Origin of the sequence: Pseudomonas sp. MWU12-3088 (assembly GCF_023242405.1) — a bacterium.
Taxonomy (GTDB): Bacteria; Pseudomonadota; Gammaproteobacteria; order Pseudomonadales; family Pseudomonadaceae; genus Aquipseudomonas; species Aquipseudomonas kribbensis.
On record NZ_JALJEA010000005.1, the window covers coordinates 375,245 to 392,904 of the forward strand.

The following is a 17,660-nucleotide window of genomic DNA, read 5'->3' on the forward strand; positions in this document are numbered from 1 at the left end:
CACTGACTAATGTTTGGTATCAGCTTCTCTGAACTGCTGCTCGTCGGCCTCGTTGCCCTGCTGGTGCTGGGCCCCGAGCGTTTGCCGGGTGCCGCGCGCACCGCCGGCCTGTGGGTCGGGCGGCTGAAGCGCAGCTTCAACGCGATCAAACAGGAAGTTGAACGTGAAATCGGTGCCGACGAAATCCGTCGGCAACTGCACAACGAACACATCCTGTCGCTGGAGCAGGAGGCGCGGAAGATCTTCACGCCACCGGTTCAGCAGGAGCCGACGCCGGCGCAGCCGGCGGCAGAGCAGACGCCAACGCCGCCTGTCGCAGAGCAAACGATTCATGCACCAGCGAGCGTCGAACACGTCTCTGCCGCAGCTGCTGAAACTGCCCCGGTCATGAAACCGATCGAACCCGTTGCTCCAGCCGCCGCGCCAACCACGCCGGCCCCTCACGACCCAATATTGCCGCCGCGAGCCCCATGAGCGATCTCCCCGAAAACGACCAGCACATGCCGCTGGTATCGCACCTCACCGAGTTGCGCACCCGCCTGCTGCGTTGCGTCGCGGCGATCTTCATCATCTTCGCCGGGCTGTTCGCCTTCACCCAGCAGATCTACACCTTCGTCTCGACGCCGCTGCGCCAGTACCTGCCGGCCGGCGCGACGATGATCGCCACCGACGTGTCGTCGCCGTTCCTGACGCCGCTGAAGCTGACGATGATGGTCTCGCTGTTCCTCGCGATTCCGGTGATCCTTCACCAGATCTGGGGCTTCATCGCGCCGGGCCTGTACAAGCACGAAAAGCGTGTCGCGGTGCCGTTGCTGATTTCCAGCATCCTGCTGTTCTACACCGGCATGGCGTTCGCCTACTTCTTCGTGTTCCCGCTGATCTTCAAGTTCTTCGCCTCGGCCACCCCGGCCGGCGTGGAAATGATGACCGACATCACCAGCTACCTCGATTTCGTCATGACGCTGTTCTTCGCCTTCGGCGTGGCGTTCGAAATCCCGGTGGCCGTGGTGCTGCTGGTGTGGATCGGCGTGGTCGACGTCAAATACCTGAAGAAGATCCGCCCGTACGTGATCATCGGCTGCTTCGTGGTCGGCATGATCCTGACCCCGCCGGACATCTTCTCCCAGACCCTGCTGGCCGTACCGATGTGGATGCTGTTTGAAGTCGGTATCCTGTTCGGCAGCCTGGTCAGCAAGCGCGAGCGCCCGGACGAAACCGTCGACGACCACAACGACCAGCCGCCAGCGACCCAGCCATGAACCTGCTGTTGCTCGAAGAGGCCGATTTCATTGCGGCCGACCGCGTCGTGCTGCGCGACCGGCGCCTGACCCACATGCAGGAAGTCCATCGCTCGGAAGTCGGCGACAGCCTGCGGGTCGGGCGTATCAACGGGTTGATGGGCTCGGCCGAGCTGCTGCGTCTGGAAGCGGGCGAAGCCGAGCTGCGAGTCACCCTCGATCAGCCACCGCCGGCCAAACTGCCGCTGACCCTGGTACTCGCCCTGCCTCGCCCAAAGATGCTGCGCCGGGTGTTCCAGACCGTGGCGACCATGGGTGTGTCGAAGGTGATTCTGGTCAACAGCTATCGCGTCGAGAAAAGCTTCTGGCAGACGCCGTTCCTGGAGCCGGAAGCGATTCGCGAGAATCTGATCCTCGGCCTCGAACAGGCCCGCGATACCGTGCTGCCGGAAATCATCATCGAGAAGCGCTTCAAGCCGTTCGTTGAAGATCGCCTGCCGGCCATCACCGACGGCACCCTCGGCCTGGTCGGCCATCCGGGCAACTTCCCGCCCTGCCCCCGCGCCCTGAGCGAACCGGTGACCCTGGCCATCGGCCCCGAAGGTGGCTGGATTCCCTACGAAATCGACCTGCTGGGCAAATCCGGCCTGCAACCGGTGCAACTCGGCGATCGCATCCTGCGGGTCGAAACCGCCGTCACCGCCCTGCTCGCCCGCCTGTTCTGAACCTGCCGGCGCCATTCGGCGCCGGACAAATCGCGTTACAGATTGCCATCATCCAGCCGATACAGTCTCCATAAGTCCAATTAGTGGTCCGAGGGGAGTCGTCGCATGTACCGTTGGTTAGCCGAGAATCTTGGAAACGTCAGCGTCAAACGCAAGCTGGGCATCGGTTTCGGCCTGGTGCTGCTGCTGACGCTGTTGATCACCTTCACCGGCTGGACCGGCATGAGCGGCATCATCAGCCGCGGTGACAAACTCGGTTTCATCTCCAGCCTCAACGAGCTGACCAAGGACCTGCGTCTGGCACGTCTGGACTACGAAATGCGCCGTGGCGAACAAGGCCCGGGCGCGGTCAATGACCTGCTCGGCAAACTCGACAGCGGCCTGCAAACCGCTCGCAGCCTGATCGAACAACCGTCGGACGCAACGAAAGTCGATCAGCAACTGGCGGCCGTCGCCGAGTACAAACGTGCTTTCGCCGACATGGTGCAAGCCGGCGCCAATCGCGAAGATGCCCGCAGCAAGCTGGGCGCCACCGCCGACAACGCCGTGGCCAAGGTCGCCGAAGTCGAGAAATCCATGCTGCAGAGCGACAGCGTTGCTCAGTTCAACGCGGTGATCGACCTGAGCAAACTGATCCAGCAGGCGCGCTTCCAGGTCCGTGGCTACACCTACAGCGGCAAGACCGAAGCCGAGCAACCGGCCCTCGACGCCATCGACAACGCCCTGAAAAACCTCGAGACCCTGCCGGCCAAGTTGCCTGAGCAACACATCGCCAACCTGCAACAGGCCACCGATTCGCTCAAGGCTTATCGCGCTGCCGTCAGCCAGTTCCGCGACTCCCAGGTGGCCAGCGCCAAGGCTCTGGCCCGTATGTCGGTGCAGGGCGACATCCTGCTCGATGTCAGCAAGCAGCTCACCGAATCCCAGACCGTCGTTCGCGACACCGACGCCGCCAGCGCCAAGAACCAGCTGCTGATCGCCACCCTGCTGGCCGTGGCTTTCGGCCTACTGGCCGCCTGGGCGATCACCCGGCAGATCATCATTCCGCTGAACCAGACCCTGAAAGTCGCCGAGCGCGTAGCTTCCGGCGACCTGACCCACAACCTGATCTCCCAGCGCCGCGACGAACTCGGCCAGCTGCAGCGTTCGATGCAGAGCATGACCCAGGGGCTGCGCGAACTGATCGGCGGCATCAGCGACGGCGTCACCCAGATCGCCAGCGCCGCTGAAGAACTGTCCGCCGTGACCGAGCAGACCAGCGCCGGCGTGAACAATCAGAAAGTCGAGACCGATCAGGTCGCCACCGCCATGAACGAAATGGCCGCCACCGTGCAGGAAGTCGCGCGCAACGCCGAGGAAGCGTCGGAAGCCGCTGTCGCCGCTGACCAGCAGGCCCGTGAAGGCGACAAGGTGGTTGGTGAAGCCATTGCCCAGATCGAACGTCTGGCCACTGAAGTCGGCCATTCCACCGAGGCCATGGGCGAGCTCAAGCGCGAAAGCGACAAGATCGGCAGCGTGCTCGACGTGATCAAATCCGTGGCCCAGCAAACCAACCTGCTGGCCCTCAACGCCGCCATCGAAGCGGCCCGTGCCGGTGAAGCCGGTCGCGGTTTTGCGGTGGTCGCCGACGAAGTGCGCAGCCTCGCCCAGCGCACCCAGAAGTCCACCGAAGAGATCGAAGAGCTGATCGTCGGCCTGCAGAACGGCACCCAGCAAGTGGCGACGATCATGGACAACAGCCGCACCCTGACCGACAGCAGCGTCGAACTGACCCGCCGTGCCGGTGGTTCGCTGGAAAGCATCACCCGCACCGTCTCGGCGATTCAGGCGATGAACCAGCAGATCGCCGCGGCGGCCGAACAGCAGAGCGCCGTGGCCGAAGAGATCAACCGCAGCGTGCTGAACGTGCGGGATGTCTCGGACCAGACCTCGGCAGCGAGTGAAGAAACGGCGGCATCCAGCGTCGAGCTGGCGCGCCTGGGCACTCACCTGCAGACGCTGGTGGGGCGGTTCAAGGTTTAAACCGCGCAAACAAAAAAACGCAGCCAATGGCTGCGTTTTTTGTCCTGCGTTTAGAGGACTTGCCGGAGGAACGCCTGGGCTCGCGGATCCTTCGGCGCGTCGAAGAATTCCGTCGGCGAAGCATCTTCCAGCAGTTTGCCGTGATCGAAGAACAGCACCCGGTCCGCCACTTCCCGGGCAAAGCCCATTTCGTGGGTCACGCAGACCATGGTCATGCCTTCCACGGCCAGGTTCTTCATCACGTCCAGCACTTCACCGACCATTTCCGGGTCGAGGGCCGAGGTCGGCTCGTCGAACAGCATGACTTTGGGGTCCATCGCCAGCGCCCGGGCAATCGCCACGCGCTGCTGCTGACCGCCGGACAGACGCGAAGGGTATTCACGGGCCTTCTGGGCGATCCCGACCTTCTCCAGCAACGCCAGGGCCTTGGCCTCGCTTTCCTTTTGGCCGCGCTTGCGCACGACTTTCTGCGCCAGGCACAGGTTTTCCAGCACGGTCATGTGCGGGAACAGATTGAAATGCTGGAACACCATGCCGACTTCGCGGCGGTAGGCGTTGACGTCGGTTTTCGGGTCGGCCAGTTGCAGGCCGTCGATGCTCACCGAACCGGAATCGAACTCTTCCAGACCATTGAGGCAACGCAGGAAGGTCGACTTGCCGGAACCGGACGGGCCGAGCACCACCAGCACCTCGCCCTTGGCCACGTTGGTGCTGACGTGATCCACGGCGCGCACCACCTGGCCACGGGTGTCGAAGACTTTTACCAGATCGCGGACTTCAATCACTTTGCGCGAGCCTCCGCTCAAGCCGGCTGGCGATTTTCGACAGCGGCAGGTTGATCAACAGGTACAGGCCGGCCACGCAGAACAGGATTTCGAACGGCGAAAACGAGGTGGTGATCACTTCACGACCGCTTTTCAGCAGCTCGGTAATCGCGATCACCGACACCAGCGAGGTGTCTTTCACCAGACTGATGAACTGCCCGGCCAGCGGTGGCAGCACACGTTTGAACGCTTGCGGCAGCACCACATGACGCATCGACTGGCCGGCGCTCAAACCCAGCGAGCGGGCCGCTTCGTTCTGCCCACGGGCAATCGACTGCACGCCGGAACGGATGATTTCCGCCACATAGGCGCCGGTGAACAGCGACAGCGCAGCGATCCCGGCGAACTCCCGGGACAGGTTCATCACCGTGCCGATGAAGAAGTAGAAAATGAAGATCTGCACCAGCAGCGGCGTGCCGCGTACCAGTTCGACATAGATCGTCGACAGGTCGCGCAGGGTCGGGTTGCTCGACAAGCGGCACAGCCCGGTCGCCAGACCGATCAGCAGGCCCAGCACTCCGGACACCACCGACAGCCAAAGCGTCGTCCACAGGCCCCACAGCAGCGGCCCCGCCGCCCAATGCCGGGTCACGCCCACGACGTCGCCTTCGGCCACATCGTCGCCCTGGGCGAATTGCAGGCTGTTTTCGTCGACGGTCAGGTGCTGCTCGTCACCGGCATCGTTGCGCAGGGTGACTTGCGCGCTGCCGCCCTTGCGCACCAGTTCGCTGACGGTGGAGATGTCGGTGGCGCGCTGGGTTTCCTCGGCCTGATAGGCGAAGTACTGCGGCACGCGGTTCCAGCGCCATTCGTAGGACATCAGCGACGTGGCGTAATACAGCGCGCCAGCCAGGCCGACCAGCACCAGCACGGTCAGGACGTGCCAGGGCCATTGGGCTTTTTTCTGTTTCATGGGTTTAGCGAAATCCGAAAGTTGTGTCGCCGGGGAGGCCGCTATCGCGAGCAGGCTCGCTCCCACAGGGAAACGCATTCCAATGTGGGAGCCAGCCTGCTGGCGATGGGCGCGGCGCGGTCAGTCTGACCAGCGCTTATTCCATGTCCTTGAGCCACTCGGTGCTCTTGAACCACTTGTCATGGATGCGATCGTAGGTGCCGTCTTCGTGGATCTGGTGCAGGAAGTTGTTGATGAAGTTGATGCTGTCGTAATCACCCTTCTTCAAACCGAAGGCCAGTGGCTCGTAGGTGAACGGCTTGTCGAGGAACACCAGCTTGCCGGCGCCGACCTTGTTCACCGCCACCACGTTGTACGGCGCGTCGTAGATGAAGGCGTCAGCCTTGCCGTTGACCACGTCGAGCACGGCTTCCTGCTCGTTGTCGTAGCCGTGGTACTTGGCCTTGGCGATCAGCTTTTTGGCAACCATTTCGCCAGTAGTGCCGAGCTTGGAGGTGATGCGGTAATCGGCGGTGTTCAGGTCTTTGTAGGACTTGATGGTGCCTTCCAGCTCCTTGCGGATCAGCAGGGTCTGGCCGACCACGATGAACGGTTCGCTGAAGTTCAGGCGCAGGTTGCGTTCCTGGGTCAGGGTCATGCCGCTGCCGATCATGTCGAACTTGTCGGTCATCAGCGCCGGGATGATGCCGTCGTAACCGGTCGAAACCAGCTCCAGCTTGACGCCCATGGCCTTGGACATTGCTTTGAGGATGTCGACTTCGAAACCGATGATCTCGCCGCGCTTGTTGGTCATTTCGAACGGCATGTAGGTCGGGTCCATGCCGACTTTCAAGGTGCCGCGCTTGACCGCGTCATCGATTGCGCCGGCCTGCGCCGCATTGACTGCAACCAGTGCCGTGACGCCGACCAGCAGCATCGACAGATACTTCTTCATCTTCAAGTCCCCAAAACCATTGCGTTTGCGGCGCGAAAACCGACAGAGATGGACAAAAGCGTCCGGGTGCGCCAATTCGGGGACGGATGCTAACGCACTCGTCCGTTTGCACAAGGTTTTTTCATGAATGGCTGACCGATGCCAGCATTCGGCAGGCAAAAAAAACCCCGCTTTCGCGGGGTTCTTCATCAGGCCGGTTGTGCCTGCAGGCTCACAGGCTTGAGCGGCAGCAGCGGCGCATGGGGATCGGCTTTCACCGAAGCCCGCCACGCGTCCAGCCACTCGGCGTGACCTTCGGCCCACACCTGCTCGTGCAGACGGGCCAGGGCCACCGGGTCGCTCAGCAGTTGCAGGCGATCATGGTTGTTCAGCCCGGCCGGGCCGACCTTGATCGCGTGACGTACACGCTCCTGACGCAGCCACTCGATCGGCTCGGCCTGGCCGTGACGCGAGGTCGCCAGCGAGCACGCCAGGGCGTTCTGCTGCGGATCGACCACGGCGCGGACAAAGCCGTCGTTCAGCGCGTGCCAGCGGTTTTCGTGGGTGTACTGATCGGTGGCCAGCAGTGCCTGTGGCGGATTGTATTCCTCGGGGATGAGGAACAGGCTCTCGTCACGGGATTTGAGGCCCAGGCCCACACGGCTGGAAATCACCGACACCGGAATCGACAGCATCAGCGAACCGACGATCGGCACCAGCCACCACAGGAAGCTCGGGTTCAGCCAGATCACCAGCAGCGCCCAGAGGAAGCCCAGCAGGGTCTGCGGACCGTGGCGCTTGACCGCCTCGCTCCATGGCGTGGAGTCGTCGTCACGCTGCGGCGAGTTCCAGGTCGCGGCCCAGCCGAGGAACGCGGCCAGAACGAAACGGGTGTGGAAAATCATCCGCACCGGCGCCAGCAGCATGGAGAACAGCATCTCCAGCAGCATCGACAAGGTCACCTTGAACTTGCCGCCGAACTCTTTCGCGCCCTTGGCCCAGATCAGGATGATGCTCAACAGCTTCGGCAGGAACAGCAGCACGATGGTCGTCGAGAACAGCGCGACCGCTTTATCCGGATGCCATTGCGGCCACAGCGGATAGAGCTGGCGTGGCTCCATGAAATACTGCGGTTCCATCAGCGTGTTCACCGCCAGCAGCGCCGTCGACAACACCAGGAAGAAGAACCACAGCGGCGCCGACAGGTAAGACATCACGCCGGTCAGGAACACCGCGCGGTGCACCGGGTGCATGCCTTTTACCAGGAACAGGCGGAAGTTCATCAGGTTGCCGTGGCACCAGCGACGGTCACGCTTGAGCTCGTCGAGCAGGTTCGGCGGCAGTTCTTCGTAGCTGCCCGGCAGGTCGTAGGCAATCCACACGCCCCAGCCGGCACGGCGCATCAGCGCGGCTTCGACGAAGTCGTGAGAGAGAATCGCACCGGAGAACGCACCTTTGCCCGGCAACGGCGCCAGGGCGCAGTGGTCGATGAACGGCTTCATGCGGATGATCGCGTTGTGACCCCAGTAGTGGGATTCACCCAACTGCCAGAAGTGCAGGCCGGCAGTGAACAGCGGACCGTAAACGCGAGTGGCGAACTGCTGCATGCGTGCATACAACGTGTCCATGCCCGAAGCGCGCGGCGCGGTCTGGATGATGCCGGCGTCCGGAGTCGCCTCCATCAGGCGCACCAGACTGGTCAGGCACTCGCCGCTCATCACCGAGTCGGCGTCGAGCACGACCATGTACTTGTAGTCACCGCCCCAGCGACGGCAGAAGTCGTCGAGGTTGCCGCTCTTGCGTTTGACGCGACGACGGCGGCGGCGATAGAAGATCTTGCCGAAGCCCTTGGCTTCACGGCAGACGTCCAGCCAGGCCTGCTGTTCGGCGACGCAGATATCGGTGTCGTTACTGTCGCTGAGCACGAAGAAGTCGAAACGGTCCAGGTCACCGGTGGCCGCGACGGACTCGAAGGTCGCGCGCAGACCGGCGAACACCCGAGGCACGTCTTCGTTGCAGATCGGCATCACCAGTGCGGTGCGCGCGTCTTTCGGAATCGGCTCGTTGCCGGCACTTTTACCGGAGATCCGGTATTTATCGTGACCGGTGAGCAACTCGAGGAAGCCCATCAGCGCGGTCCAGAAACCGGCCGACACCCAGCAGAACAAAATCCCGAACATGATCAGGATGCTGGTCTGCAGTGCATACGGCAGCACTTGCGTGGCGGTTTGCAGCAGCGGTTGATGCAGGACTTCTTCCAGATCGACGAACGACCAGCCCTGGTACGGCATGATGCCTTTCATGTACCAGCCGGCGACGATGGTCTGGCCGAGCATCAGGATCAGCAGGATGTAGCGACGGATCGAACCGACGGTGCGCCAGCGGGCGGCCGGCAGCACGTTCTGGTCTTTCGGTGGCTGCGGCGGATTGGTCCGGCCGGTCAGGCGACGCCAGCCACGCACCAGAATGTTGGTGCGCCACGGCTCCGGCACGACCTTGGTCCGACGGATCGGCGGCGTAGCCTTGAGGCTGACCCGGCCACTGGCGTCGAGCACCAGCATTTCCGCGTCTTCCAGCTCTTCGGCGGTGCTCAGGGTCAGGCGCTTGCCCACCGAAGCCTGGGCGGCTTCGGTGGGCGCGTCGAACGTCGAGGACGACAGGCGTTGATGCAATTCGCTGAAGGACTGGCAGCCCGCGAGTTCCGCGCGCTGCTCGTCGGTCATCGGCAGATGCGCCAGATACTCGGACAGAGTCTCTGGCTGTACTTGAGAATTACTCATCGGCAGGCAACTGATAGCTCCAGGTCTCGGTCAGGACTTCTTCAGTCGAGGCCGGTTCCGGTGTGGCTGGGGCCGCGTCCGCAGCCGCTGGCTGCTTGGCGTCTTTGTTGGCCTTGTCCTTGGCATCTGCCGCTGGCTTGGCGTCGGCCTGTTTGGCTTCGGCGGCCTTGGCTTCCTTGTCGGCTTTCTCTTGTTGCTTGGCGGCGATCTTGTCGGCCTTGGCAACCGAGGAGTTGGAAGCCGGCAGCGAGGTCTTGGCCAGATCGGCCGGAACGATGTTCTGCACCAGCGCGGCACGCATCTCGGTCGACTTGCTCGCGTCCTTGATCTTCATCCGCAGGGTCAGGCGCCAGCCCTTGGTTTCAGGGTTGTAGCGCACGCTGTTCTCGACCAGTTCGGCGTTGTCGCCGACGCTGACCTGGCTGCGAACGTCCGCATCCGGGGCCAGGGCCGCCAGGGACGGGCCTTCGAAGTCGACCAGATAGGCAACGCTGCCATCCGGCTGACGGATCAGGTTCGATTGCTTGACGTCACCGGTGGAACGCAGGGTCTGCTTGACCCAGGCGCTGTCCGGCGCGTGAATCGCCGCTTCGTCCATGGTCCAGTGCATGCGGTAGGCGAAGTCCAGCGGCTGGCCTGGCTCCGGCAGTTTTTCCGGGTTCCAGAACGCAACGATGTTGTCGTTGGTTTCGTCGGCGGTCGGGATCTCGACCAGATCCACGGTGCCTTTGCCCCAGTCACCCTTCGGCTCGATCCAGGCGCTTGGACGCTTGTCGTAGCGGTCGTCGAGGTCTTCGTAGTGGCTGAAGTCACGGCCACGCTGCAGAAGACCGAAACCGCGCGGGTTTTCGACGCTGAACTGGCTCACGGCCAGGTGTTTAGGGTTGTTCAGAGGGCGCCAGATCCACTCGCCATTACCGGCATGGATCGACAGACCGCTGGAGTCGTGCAGTTCGCGACGGTAGTTGAGCACTTTCGACGGCTGGTTGGCGCCGAACAGGAACATGCTGGTCAGCGGCGCAATGCCGAGTTTGCCGACCTTGTCACGCAGGAACATCTGGCCTTTGACGTCGACAATGGTGTCGCTGCCCGGGCGCAGGATCAGGCGGTAGGCGCCGGTCGCGCGAGGCGAGTCCAGCAGGGCGAAGATCACCAGGTGCTTGTCGCCCGGCTTCGGCTGCTGAATCCAGAACTCGCGAAAACGCGGGAATTCTTCGCCGGACGGCAAAGCGGTATCGATGGCCAGGCCACGGGCCGACAGACCGTAGGTGTGACCCTTGCCGACGACGCGGAAGTAGCTCGCGCCCAGCATGGTCATGATTTCGTCTTGCTTGTCAGCCTTGTTGATCGGGTACAGCACACGGAAACCGGCATAGCCCAGTTGTTCGGTGGCCTTTGGATCGAACTGCAGATCGCCGAAATCGAAACGGCTCGGATCGTATTTGATTTCTTCGACGGTGTTCGCGGTGATTTCGTTGATTTTCACCGGCGTATCGAAGTGCATGCCCTGATGATAGAAGGACAGCTTGAACGGGTTCTTCTGGTCGGCCCATTCGGCTTTTTCGGTGCGGAAACGAATCTTCTGATAGTCCGCGAACTTCATGTCACGGAATTCGTTCGGCAGGTTGCTGCGCGGGGCTTCGAATTTTTGCCCGGCCAGCTCTTTGGCCTTGGCCGACACATCGTCAAGATTGAATGCCCAGAGCTGGCCGGCGCTGAGCAGGCAGAGTACTGCCGAGCCCGCTACCAGAGCGCTGCGCAAGCGTTTGGCAGACAATTTTGCTGCATTACAGGGACTAACAATCACGAGCAACCCTCGCCGAAAACAGATCAATAAACCAACGGCCAGATGAAGTGCCTGTGAGGTTTTCGGTACAAAAATACCGGCCTTGCAGGGCACCCTTGCCAAGTTGGCGAGCATTGTTCCGACTCCGCTGGGGCAAAATGATTCCCCAATCGGATCCGGACAAGTCTCTACCTAAGTCAAAATGGACCAACGAACGCTGATCCCCGTAGCGCGCGATTATCTAGTAGCCCGCGTGACAACGCATCAGGGGTAACAAAGTATTTATCGCGAAAATTCCCTGTTTTCAGTCGAAAAGCCCTTAAAAACTTGTTTCAAGCGCTTTCATGTCTGTAACAGGAAGGTTACCGGGCCGTCGTTGACCAGGTGCACCTGCATATCCGCGCCGAATCTACCTGATGCCACAGTGCCATGCATCTGTTTCGCTTTGCTGAATAGATAGTCGAACAATTCCTCGCCCAGCGCCGGAGGGGCGGCGGTCGAAAAACTCGGACGCAGCCCGCTTTTGGTGTCGGCAGCCAGGGTGAACTGAGAGACCAGCAGCAGCCCGCCGCCCACATCCGCCAAGGACAGATTCATCTTGCCCTCGGCGTCACTGAATACTCGATAGTTAAGCAGCTTATGCAGAAGTTTGTCGGCGCTGGCCTGCGTGTCGTCGGGTTCGACCGCCACCAGCACCAGCAAACCCTGATCGACGCTGCCGACCACCTCCCCCGCCACTTCGACCCGCGCGCCTTTCACGCGCTGCAAAAGCCCCTTCATGCTTCTTCGGGCGGCAGGTCGAGCAGGCGCCGGGCCATTTTGCTGGCGGCGCGCACCAGTGCATCGGTGATACCCGGTTCGGACGCAGCGTGACCGGCATCGCGGATCACCTGCAGCTCGCTGTTCGGCCAGGCCTGATGCAGCTCCCAGGCATTGTCGAGCGGGCAGATCACGTCGTAGCGACCGTGGATGATCACGCCCGGCAGATGAGCGATCTTGCCCATGTCGCGAATCAGCTGGTTCGGTTCGAGGAAGGCGTTATTGGTGAAGTAGTGGCATTCGATCCGCGCAATCGACAAGGCGCGCTGCGGCTCGGAGAAACGGTCAACCACCAGCGGGTTCGGGCGCAGGGTCGCGGTGCGCCCTTCCCAGGTCGACCAGGCTTTGGCGGCGTGCATCTGGGCGATCTGGTCGTTGCCGGTCAGGCGTTTGTGGAAAGCGCTGAGCAGGTCGTCGCGCTCATCCAGCGGGATGGGCGCGAGGTAGTCCTGCCAATAATCGGGGAACAGACGGCTGGCCCCGGCCTGGTAGAACCATTCGATTTCCTGCGGGCGGCAGAGAAAGATCCCGCGCAGGATCAGACCATGTACGCGCTCCGGGTGGGTCTGCGCGTAAGCCAGCGCCAGGGTCGAACCCCAGGAGCCGCCGAACAGCACCCATTTTTCGATGCCCAGGTGTTTGCGGATTCGCTCGAGGTCTTCGACCAGATCCCAGGTGGTGTTGTTTTCCAGGCTGGCGTGGGGGGTGGAGCGTCCGCAGCCGCGCTGGTCGAAGGTGACGATGCGATACAGGTTCGGATCGAAGTAGCGACGGCTCTGGGCATCACACCCGGCGCCCGGGCCACCATGGATGAACACCACCGGCAAACCTTCCGGTGAACCGCTTTCGTCGACGTACAGCGTATGGGTGTCGTCGACGGCCAGATCGTGCCGTGCGTGAGGTTTGATCTGCGGAAACAAAGTCTGCATTGCGCGCTCCGTAAGGGGTCGAGGTCATCCCTGGGGGGACTTCTATTATTCTGCCGTCCGGCATCATAAACCCGATTTACGTCAATGAGCATGCCCGTTCGCTGTCACATTTTGTCAGCCATGAACCCCAGCAGGTTTTCGTAGAGGCGATCGACTTCGGCGACCTGATGTCGCGCCCGCAGGCAGCCGTGCACCAGCCCTTCGCCGTAATACAGCGTGGCTTCGCCCCCGGCGGCGGACAGTCGTTCGACGTAGCGCACACCGTCGTCGCGCAACGGATCGAACTGCGCCACGCCGATCCAGGCCGGGGGCAATCCGCTGAAGTCATCGGCGAGCAACGGCATGGCCCGGGCATTCGGTTGTGGCGTGCCGCGCAGGTACAACGCGTGATAACAATCCACGTCGCTGCTGGAGAGTAACGGCGCATCACTGCACTCGCTGCGCGACGGCAGTTGTTCGTCACCGCCCAGTCCGGGATAGATCAGCACCTGGGCTTTGGGCGGCGCTTCGCCGGCATCGCGCAAGGCCAGGCACAACGCGGCGGCGAGATTGCCGCCGGCGCTGTCGCCGGCCACCAGCATCCGCTTGGGGTCGAAGCCGAACGATCCGCTGCGCAGGGCACGCCAGACACTCAGGCAATCGTCGAACCCGGCGGGAAACGGATGCTCAGGCGCCAGCCGATAATCCACCGCCACCACCATCGCCCCCAGCGCCATGGCCAGTTCGCAGCAGATGAAGTCGTGAGAATCCAATCCGCCGACCACCCAGCCACCGCCATGCAGGTAAACCACACAGGGCGGTGACACCACGGGGGGACGATAGGCGCGAACCGGCACCGCGCCCAACCGAAAGTCCTCTACCTCAAGCCCTGCCGGCCGCGGCGGGGTGAACGCCCGGCACATTTCGTCATAGCCACGGCGCAAACCGGCGAAGCTGCTGTCATCGCTGGCGAAGCTTTCGGTTCTGGCGACAAACGCCGCCATCGCCGGGGAAAGTGGATAAGTGCCCATCAGTTTTTCAGGCTGGCCTGGACCGTGGCCACGCCGTCCTTGCCGTCGAAACTGCTGACACCCGCCAGCCAGCGCTGCAGATCTTCCGGGTGCTCACGCAGCCAGTTCTTCGCCACTTCCTGCGGTGTCTTGCGCTCCATGATCGGCACCATCAACTGGCTTTCCTGAGCGGCGTTGAAAGTCAGGTTTTCCAGTAGTCGATTAACATTCGGGCAACGCTCGGCGTAGTCCGGCGCGGTGACCGTGGAAACGGTGGCGGCGCCTTCGTTCGGGCCGTAGACGTCTTCGCTGCCGGTCAGGTAGGTGATTTTCATGTTGATGTTCATCGGATGCGGCGTCCAGCCAACGAACACCACGAACTCCTTGCGATTCACCGCCCGCTGCACGGCGGCGAGCATGCCGGCCTCACCGGACTCGATGATCTTGAAATCCTTCAGGCCGAAATGGTTGGTTTCGATCATGGTCTTGATCGTGGTGTTGGCGCCGCTGCCGGGCTCGATGCCGTAGATCTTGCCGCCGAGCTGATCCTTGAATTTTGCGATATCGCCGAAGGTCTTCAGCCCCGCCGCCGCAACGTAGTCCGGCACTGCCAGGGTTGCCTGGGCATCGGCCAGACTTGGCTTGTCCATGACCTTGACCTGATTGGCGGCGAGGAATGGCGCGATGTTCTTGTCCATCGCCGGTTTCCAGTAGCCGAGGAAGATATCCAGGCGTTTATCGCGGATGCCGGCGAAGATGATTTGCTGCACGGCGCTGGTCTGCTTGCTTTCGTAGCCGAGGCCGTTGAGCAGCACGTCGGCCATGCCGCTGGTGGCGATCACGTCGGTCCAGTTGACCACGCCCATGCGCACGGTTTTGCAGGAAGCATCGTCGGAAGCCATGGCGCCGGCGCTGAGCAGCGCACTGCCGGTGAGGATTAACGCACAACGAGTGAACAGTTTTTTCATGTGGGATCGTCTCGTGCGGCAGCGGTTTATTGTTCGGATCGGTGTCTTCTTGCACCGTGGCCGAAACATTACGCAGCAGGCGAGACGGAAAAGCGACCTGTGGCGACCGGGATTTGCACGGTGGCGACAGGCGCTCTCCAAAACAGACTCAGTTGTAGTGCTTTGCGCCCCAGGCGAGCAGCCCTTGCAGCAGCTCCTTCAACACCACCCGTGTCGGCTCCGCCAGATCGGCGCGGTAGCGGAACGGTTCGAACTCTTCCATGTAGGTGCACTGGCCCAGCTCCAGTTGCACGGCATGGATGTTTTCGGCCGGGTTACCGTAGTGACGTGTGATGTGGCCGCCCTTGAAGCGCCCGTTCAGCACATGGCTGTAATCGCCGTGGCGTGCGCAGATTGCTTCCAGTTGCGTGGCCAGTTGTGGATCGCAACTGGCACCGTTGAAGGTGCCGAGGTTGAAGTCCGGCAGCTTGCCGTCGAACAGGTGCGGGATGATCGAACGGATCGAGTGCGCATCGAACAACAGTGCGTAGCCGAACTCGGCCTTCAGCCGCGCCAGCTCTTCCTGCAAGGTGCGGTGGTACGGCGTCCAGATCTGCTCCAGGTACGTCGCGCGTTCTTCTTTCGACGGTTCCTTGCCTTCCTTGAACAACGGAATGCCATCGAACAGCGTCGCCGGGTACAGCCCGGTGGTGGCGCCGGCATACAACGGCTTGTCGTCGGATGGCCGGTTCAGGTCGATGACGAACCGCGAATACTCGGCCGCCAGGGTGCTGGCGCCCAGTTCGGCGGCGAAATCGTAGAGCTGCGGAATATGCCAGTCGGTGTCCGGCAGGCTTTTCGCGTCCGGGATCAACCCGGCCTCGACCGCCGGGGTCAGGCGCACGCCCGCGTGAGGCATGCTGATCAGCAGCGGCACGCGACCTTGTTTGAAGTTCAGAACCTTATCCACAACCGCTCTCCTACAGACTTGATTCAACGCCGTGACGCACGACGCGTTTGTCCAGTTCACCACCCAGCCAGTAAGCCAGATCCGCCGGCCGGTCGATCTGCCAGGCGACGAAATCCGCGACCTTGCCGACTTCCAGCGAACCGTGGGTCTCGGCCAGACCCAGGGCTTGCGCCGCATGAATGGTGGCGCCGGCCAGGGCTTCTTCCGGGGTCATGCGGAAACAGGTGCAGGCCATGTTCAGCATCAGGCGCAACGACAGCGCCGGCGAAGTGCCGGGGTTGAGGTCGCTGGCGATGGCGATCTTCACCTTGTGCTTGCGCAGGGCTTCCATTGGCGGCAATTGGGTTTCACGCAGGAAGTAAAACGCCCCCGGCAACAACACCGCGACGGTATCGGACCTGGCCATGGCGATGGCGTCGTCTTCATCCATGAACTCCAGGTGATCGGCGGACAACGCGTGATAGCGCGCCGCGAGGCTGGAGCCGTGCAGCGACGACAATTGCTCGGCGTGCAGCTTCACCGGCAGACCCAGTTTTTGCGCGGTGATGAACACACGCTCGACCTGCTCCGGGGAGAACGCCAGGTATTCGCAGAAGGCATCCACTGCGTCCACCAGCCCTTCGGCGGCCAGCGCGGGCAGCATCTCGGCGCAGATGTGATCGATGTAATCGTCAGCGCGATCCTTGTATTCCGGCGGCAACGCGTGGGCGGCCAGACAGGTGCTGCGCACGCTGATCGGCAGCTCGGCGGCGAGACGGCGGATGACCCGCAGGATCTTGCGTTCGCTGGCCAGATCGAGGCCGTAGCCGGACTTCATTTCGACCGTGGTCACGCCATCGCGCATCAGGCTTTTCAGGCGTTTGGCGGCGCTGGCGAACAGTTCGTCTTCCGAGGCTTCGCGAGTGGCACGTACGGTGCTGGCGATGCCGCCGCCGGCCGCTGCAATCTCGGCGTAGCTGACGCCTTGCAGGCGTTTCTCGAACTCACCGCTGCGGTTGCCGCCGAACACGGTGTGGGTGTGGCAGTCGATCAGGCCGGGGGTGACCCACGCGCCTTGCAGATCGTTGACCGCCGGGTATTCGCCCGACGGCAATTGAGTGCGCGGGCCGATCCACTCGATGTGTGCACCGGACGTCACGATGGCCGCATCCTCGATGATCGAGTAGACGCCTTGCGCCATGGTTGCGACGTGGCAGTGTTGCCAGAGGGTTTTCATCCCTTAGTCTCCACAGTATTCAAAATCGAATCGCCAGCAGGCTGGCTCCCACAGGTTGCGCGGTGCTTTTGTGGGAGCCAGCCTGCTGGCGATGAGTGCATCACAGGCTCGGCAGCAACTTCGCCGGAACCAGTTCAGTCAAAATGCGCGAAGCCAGCAGTTCGCTCGCCGCATTGATGTCCGGCGCAAAGAAGCGATCCTTCTCGTAGAACGGCACTTCGCGACGCAGAATTCCCCGAGCCTTTTCCAGTTTGGCCGAGGTCTTCAGGCCGTTGCGCAGGTCCAGGCCCTGCACTGCCGCCAGCCATTCCACCGCGAGAATGCCGCGAGTGTTCTCGGCCATTTCCCACAGGCGCTTGCCGGCAGCCGGGGCCATCGACACGTGGTCTTCCTGGTTGGCAGAGGTCGGCAGGCTGTCCACCGAGTGCGGATGGGCCAGTGCCTTGTTCTCGCTGGCGAGGGCCGCCGCAGTTACCTGAGCGATCATGAAACCGGAGTTCACCCCGCCGTTTGCCACCAGGAACGGCGGCAGTTGCGACATGTGCTTGTCCATCATCAGCGAGATGCGACGCTCACTCAGGGTGCCACC

The 17,660-nt window shown here is 62.4% G+C and carries 16 protein-coding genes and 1 pseudogene; 5 read left to right on the plus strand and 12 right to left on the minus strand.

Features of this window, described 5'->3' with window-relative positions; genetic code table 11:
- Positions 1 to 9 precede the first annotated feature (9 nt).
- The 5 genes and pseudogenes from tatB (at position 10) to M5B98_RS28875 (ending at position 3,985) form a co-directional block, all read left to right on the plus strand.
- Positions 10 to 474: a Sec-independent protein translocase protein TatB gene (gene tatB / locus M5B98_RS15430; protein WP_248743164.1), complete on the plus strand. Its 465-nt coding sequence runs from the start codon at positions 10 to 12 to the stop codon at positions 472 to 474.
- Complete coding sequence (gene tatC / locus M5B98_RS15435) at positions 471 to 1,259, plus strand: twin-arginine translocase subunit TatC (RefSeq protein WP_065261773.1); 789 nt, start codon at positions 471 to 473, stop codon at positions 1,257 to 1,259. Before tatB ends, tatC begins: the two co-directional genes overlap by 4 nt.
- Positions 1,256 to 1,963 (plus strand): 16S rRNA (uracil(1498)-N(3))-methyltransferase, encoded by a 708-nt coding sequence (locus tag M5B98_RS15440; RefSeq protein ID WP_085711040.1) that lies wholly within the window; start codon positions 1,256 to 1,258, stop codon positions 1,961 to 1,963. The genes tatC and M5B98_RS15440 overlap by 4 nt, the downstream gene beginning before the upstream one ends.
- A gap of 222 nt (positions 1,964 to 2,185) precedes the next feature.
- Positions 2,186 to 3,130 (plus strand): annotated as a pseudogene (locus tag M5B98_RS28870) (methyl-accepting chemotaxis protein); the annotation flags it as partial.
- A gap of 141 nt (positions 3,131 to 3,271) precedes the next feature.
- Positions 3,272 to 3,985 carry a methyl-accepting chemotaxis protein gene (locus M5B98_RS28875; RefSeq protein ID WP_371320914.1) on the plus strand — a complete coding sequence of 238 codons (714 nt, stop codon included), beginning with the start codon at positions 3,272 to 3,274 and terminating at the stop codon, positions 3,983 to 3,985.
- A 50-nt stretch (positions 3,986 to 4,035) separates the two neighbouring features.
- Here the strand turns inward: M5B98_RS28875 and M5B98_RS15450 are convergent, their stop codons facing one another.
- The 12 genes from M5B98_RS15450 to M5B98_RS15505 all read right to left on the minus strand — a co-directional run.
- Positions 4,036 to 4,770 carry an amino acid ABC transporter ATP-binding protein gene (locus M5B98_RS15450; RefSeq protein WP_114881121.1) on the minus strand — a complete coding sequence of 245 codons (735 nt, stop codon included), beginning with the start codon at positions 4,768 to 4,770 and terminating at the stop codon, positions 4,036 to 4,038.
- Positions 4,763 to 5,722: an amino acid ABC transporter permease gene (locus M5B98_RS15455; RefSeq protein ID WP_007952431.1), complete on the minus strand. Its 960-nt coding sequence runs from the start codon at positions 5,720 to 5,722 to the stop codon at positions 4,763 to 4,765. Before M5B98_RS15455 ends, M5B98_RS15450 begins: the two co-directional genes overlap by 8 nt.
- Positions 5,723 to 5,858: 136 nt before the next feature.
- Positions 5,859 to 6,656, minus strand: a complete 798-nt coding sequence (locus tag M5B98_RS15460) for a transporter substrate-binding domain-containing protein (RefSeq protein WP_085711037.1) — start codon at positions 6,654 to 6,656, stop codon at positions 5,859 to 5,861.
- 188 nt (positions 6,657 to 6,844) lie between these two features.
- Complete coding sequence (gene mdoH, locus M5B98_RS15465; RefSeq protein ID WP_114881119.1) at positions 6,845 to 9,415, minus strand: glucans biosynthesis glucosyltransferase MdoH; 2,571 nt, start codon at positions 9,413 to 9,415, stop codon at positions 6,845 to 6,847.
- Positions 9,408 to 11,222, minus strand: a complete 1,815-nt coding sequence (locus M5B98_RS15470) for a glucan biosynthesis protein G (RefSeq protein WP_085711291.1) — start codon at positions 11,220 to 11,222, stop codon at positions 9,408 to 9,410. The genes mdoH and M5B98_RS15470 overlap by 8 nt, the downstream gene beginning before the upstream one ends.
- Positions 11,223 to 11,543: 321 nt before the next feature.
- Positions 11,544 to 11,981 (minus strand): D-aminoacyl-tRNA deacylase, encoded by a 438-nt coding sequence (gene dtd, locus M5B98_RS15475; RefSeq protein ID WP_248743166.1) that lies wholly within the window; start codon positions 11,979 to 11,981, stop codon positions 11,544 to 11,546.
- The gene (gene pip, locus M5B98_RS15480) at positions 11,978 to 12,949 is read right to left on the minus strand and encodes a prolyl aminopeptidase (RefSeq protein ID WP_114881117.1); all 972 of its coding nucleotides are present in this window, start codon (positions 12,947 to 12,949) and stop codon (positions 11,978 to 11,980) included. The genes dtd and pip overlap by 4 nt, the downstream gene beginning before the upstream one ends.
- Before the next feature lie 104 nt (positions 12,950 to 13,053).
- Positions 13,054 to 13,959, minus strand: a complete 906-nt coding sequence (locus M5B98_RS15485; protein WP_248743167.1) for an alpha/beta hydrolase — start codon at positions 13,957 to 13,959, stop codon at positions 13,054 to 13,056.
- Positions 13,959 to 14,906 (minus strand): choline ABC transporter substrate-binding protein, encoded by a 948-nt coding sequence (locus tag M5B98_RS15490; protein ID WP_248743168.1) that lies wholly within the window; start codon positions 14,904 to 14,906, stop codon positions 13,959 to 13,961. Before M5B98_RS15490 ends, M5B98_RS15485 begins: the two co-directional genes overlap by 1 nt.
- 148 nt (positions 14,907 to 15,054) lie before the next feature.
- Positions 15,055 to 15,855, minus strand: a complete 801-nt coding sequence (gene hutG / locus M5B98_RS15495; RefSeq protein WP_134825198.1) for an N-formylglutamate deformylase — start codon at positions 15,853 to 15,855, stop codon at positions 15,055 to 15,057.
- Positions 15,856 to 15,865: 10 nt separating this feature from the next.
- Positions 15,866 to 17,071, minus strand: a complete 1,206-nt coding sequence (gene hutI, locus M5B98_RS15500) for an imidazolonepropionase (protein WP_248743169.1) — start codon at positions 17,069 to 17,071, stop codon at positions 15,866 to 15,868.
- Between the two features lie 100 nt (positions 17,072 to 17,171).
- Positions 17,172 to 17,660: aromatic amino acid lyase (locus tag M5B98_RS15505; protein ID WP_248743170.1), on the minus strand; the 489-nt coding region annotated here is incomplete at its 5' end.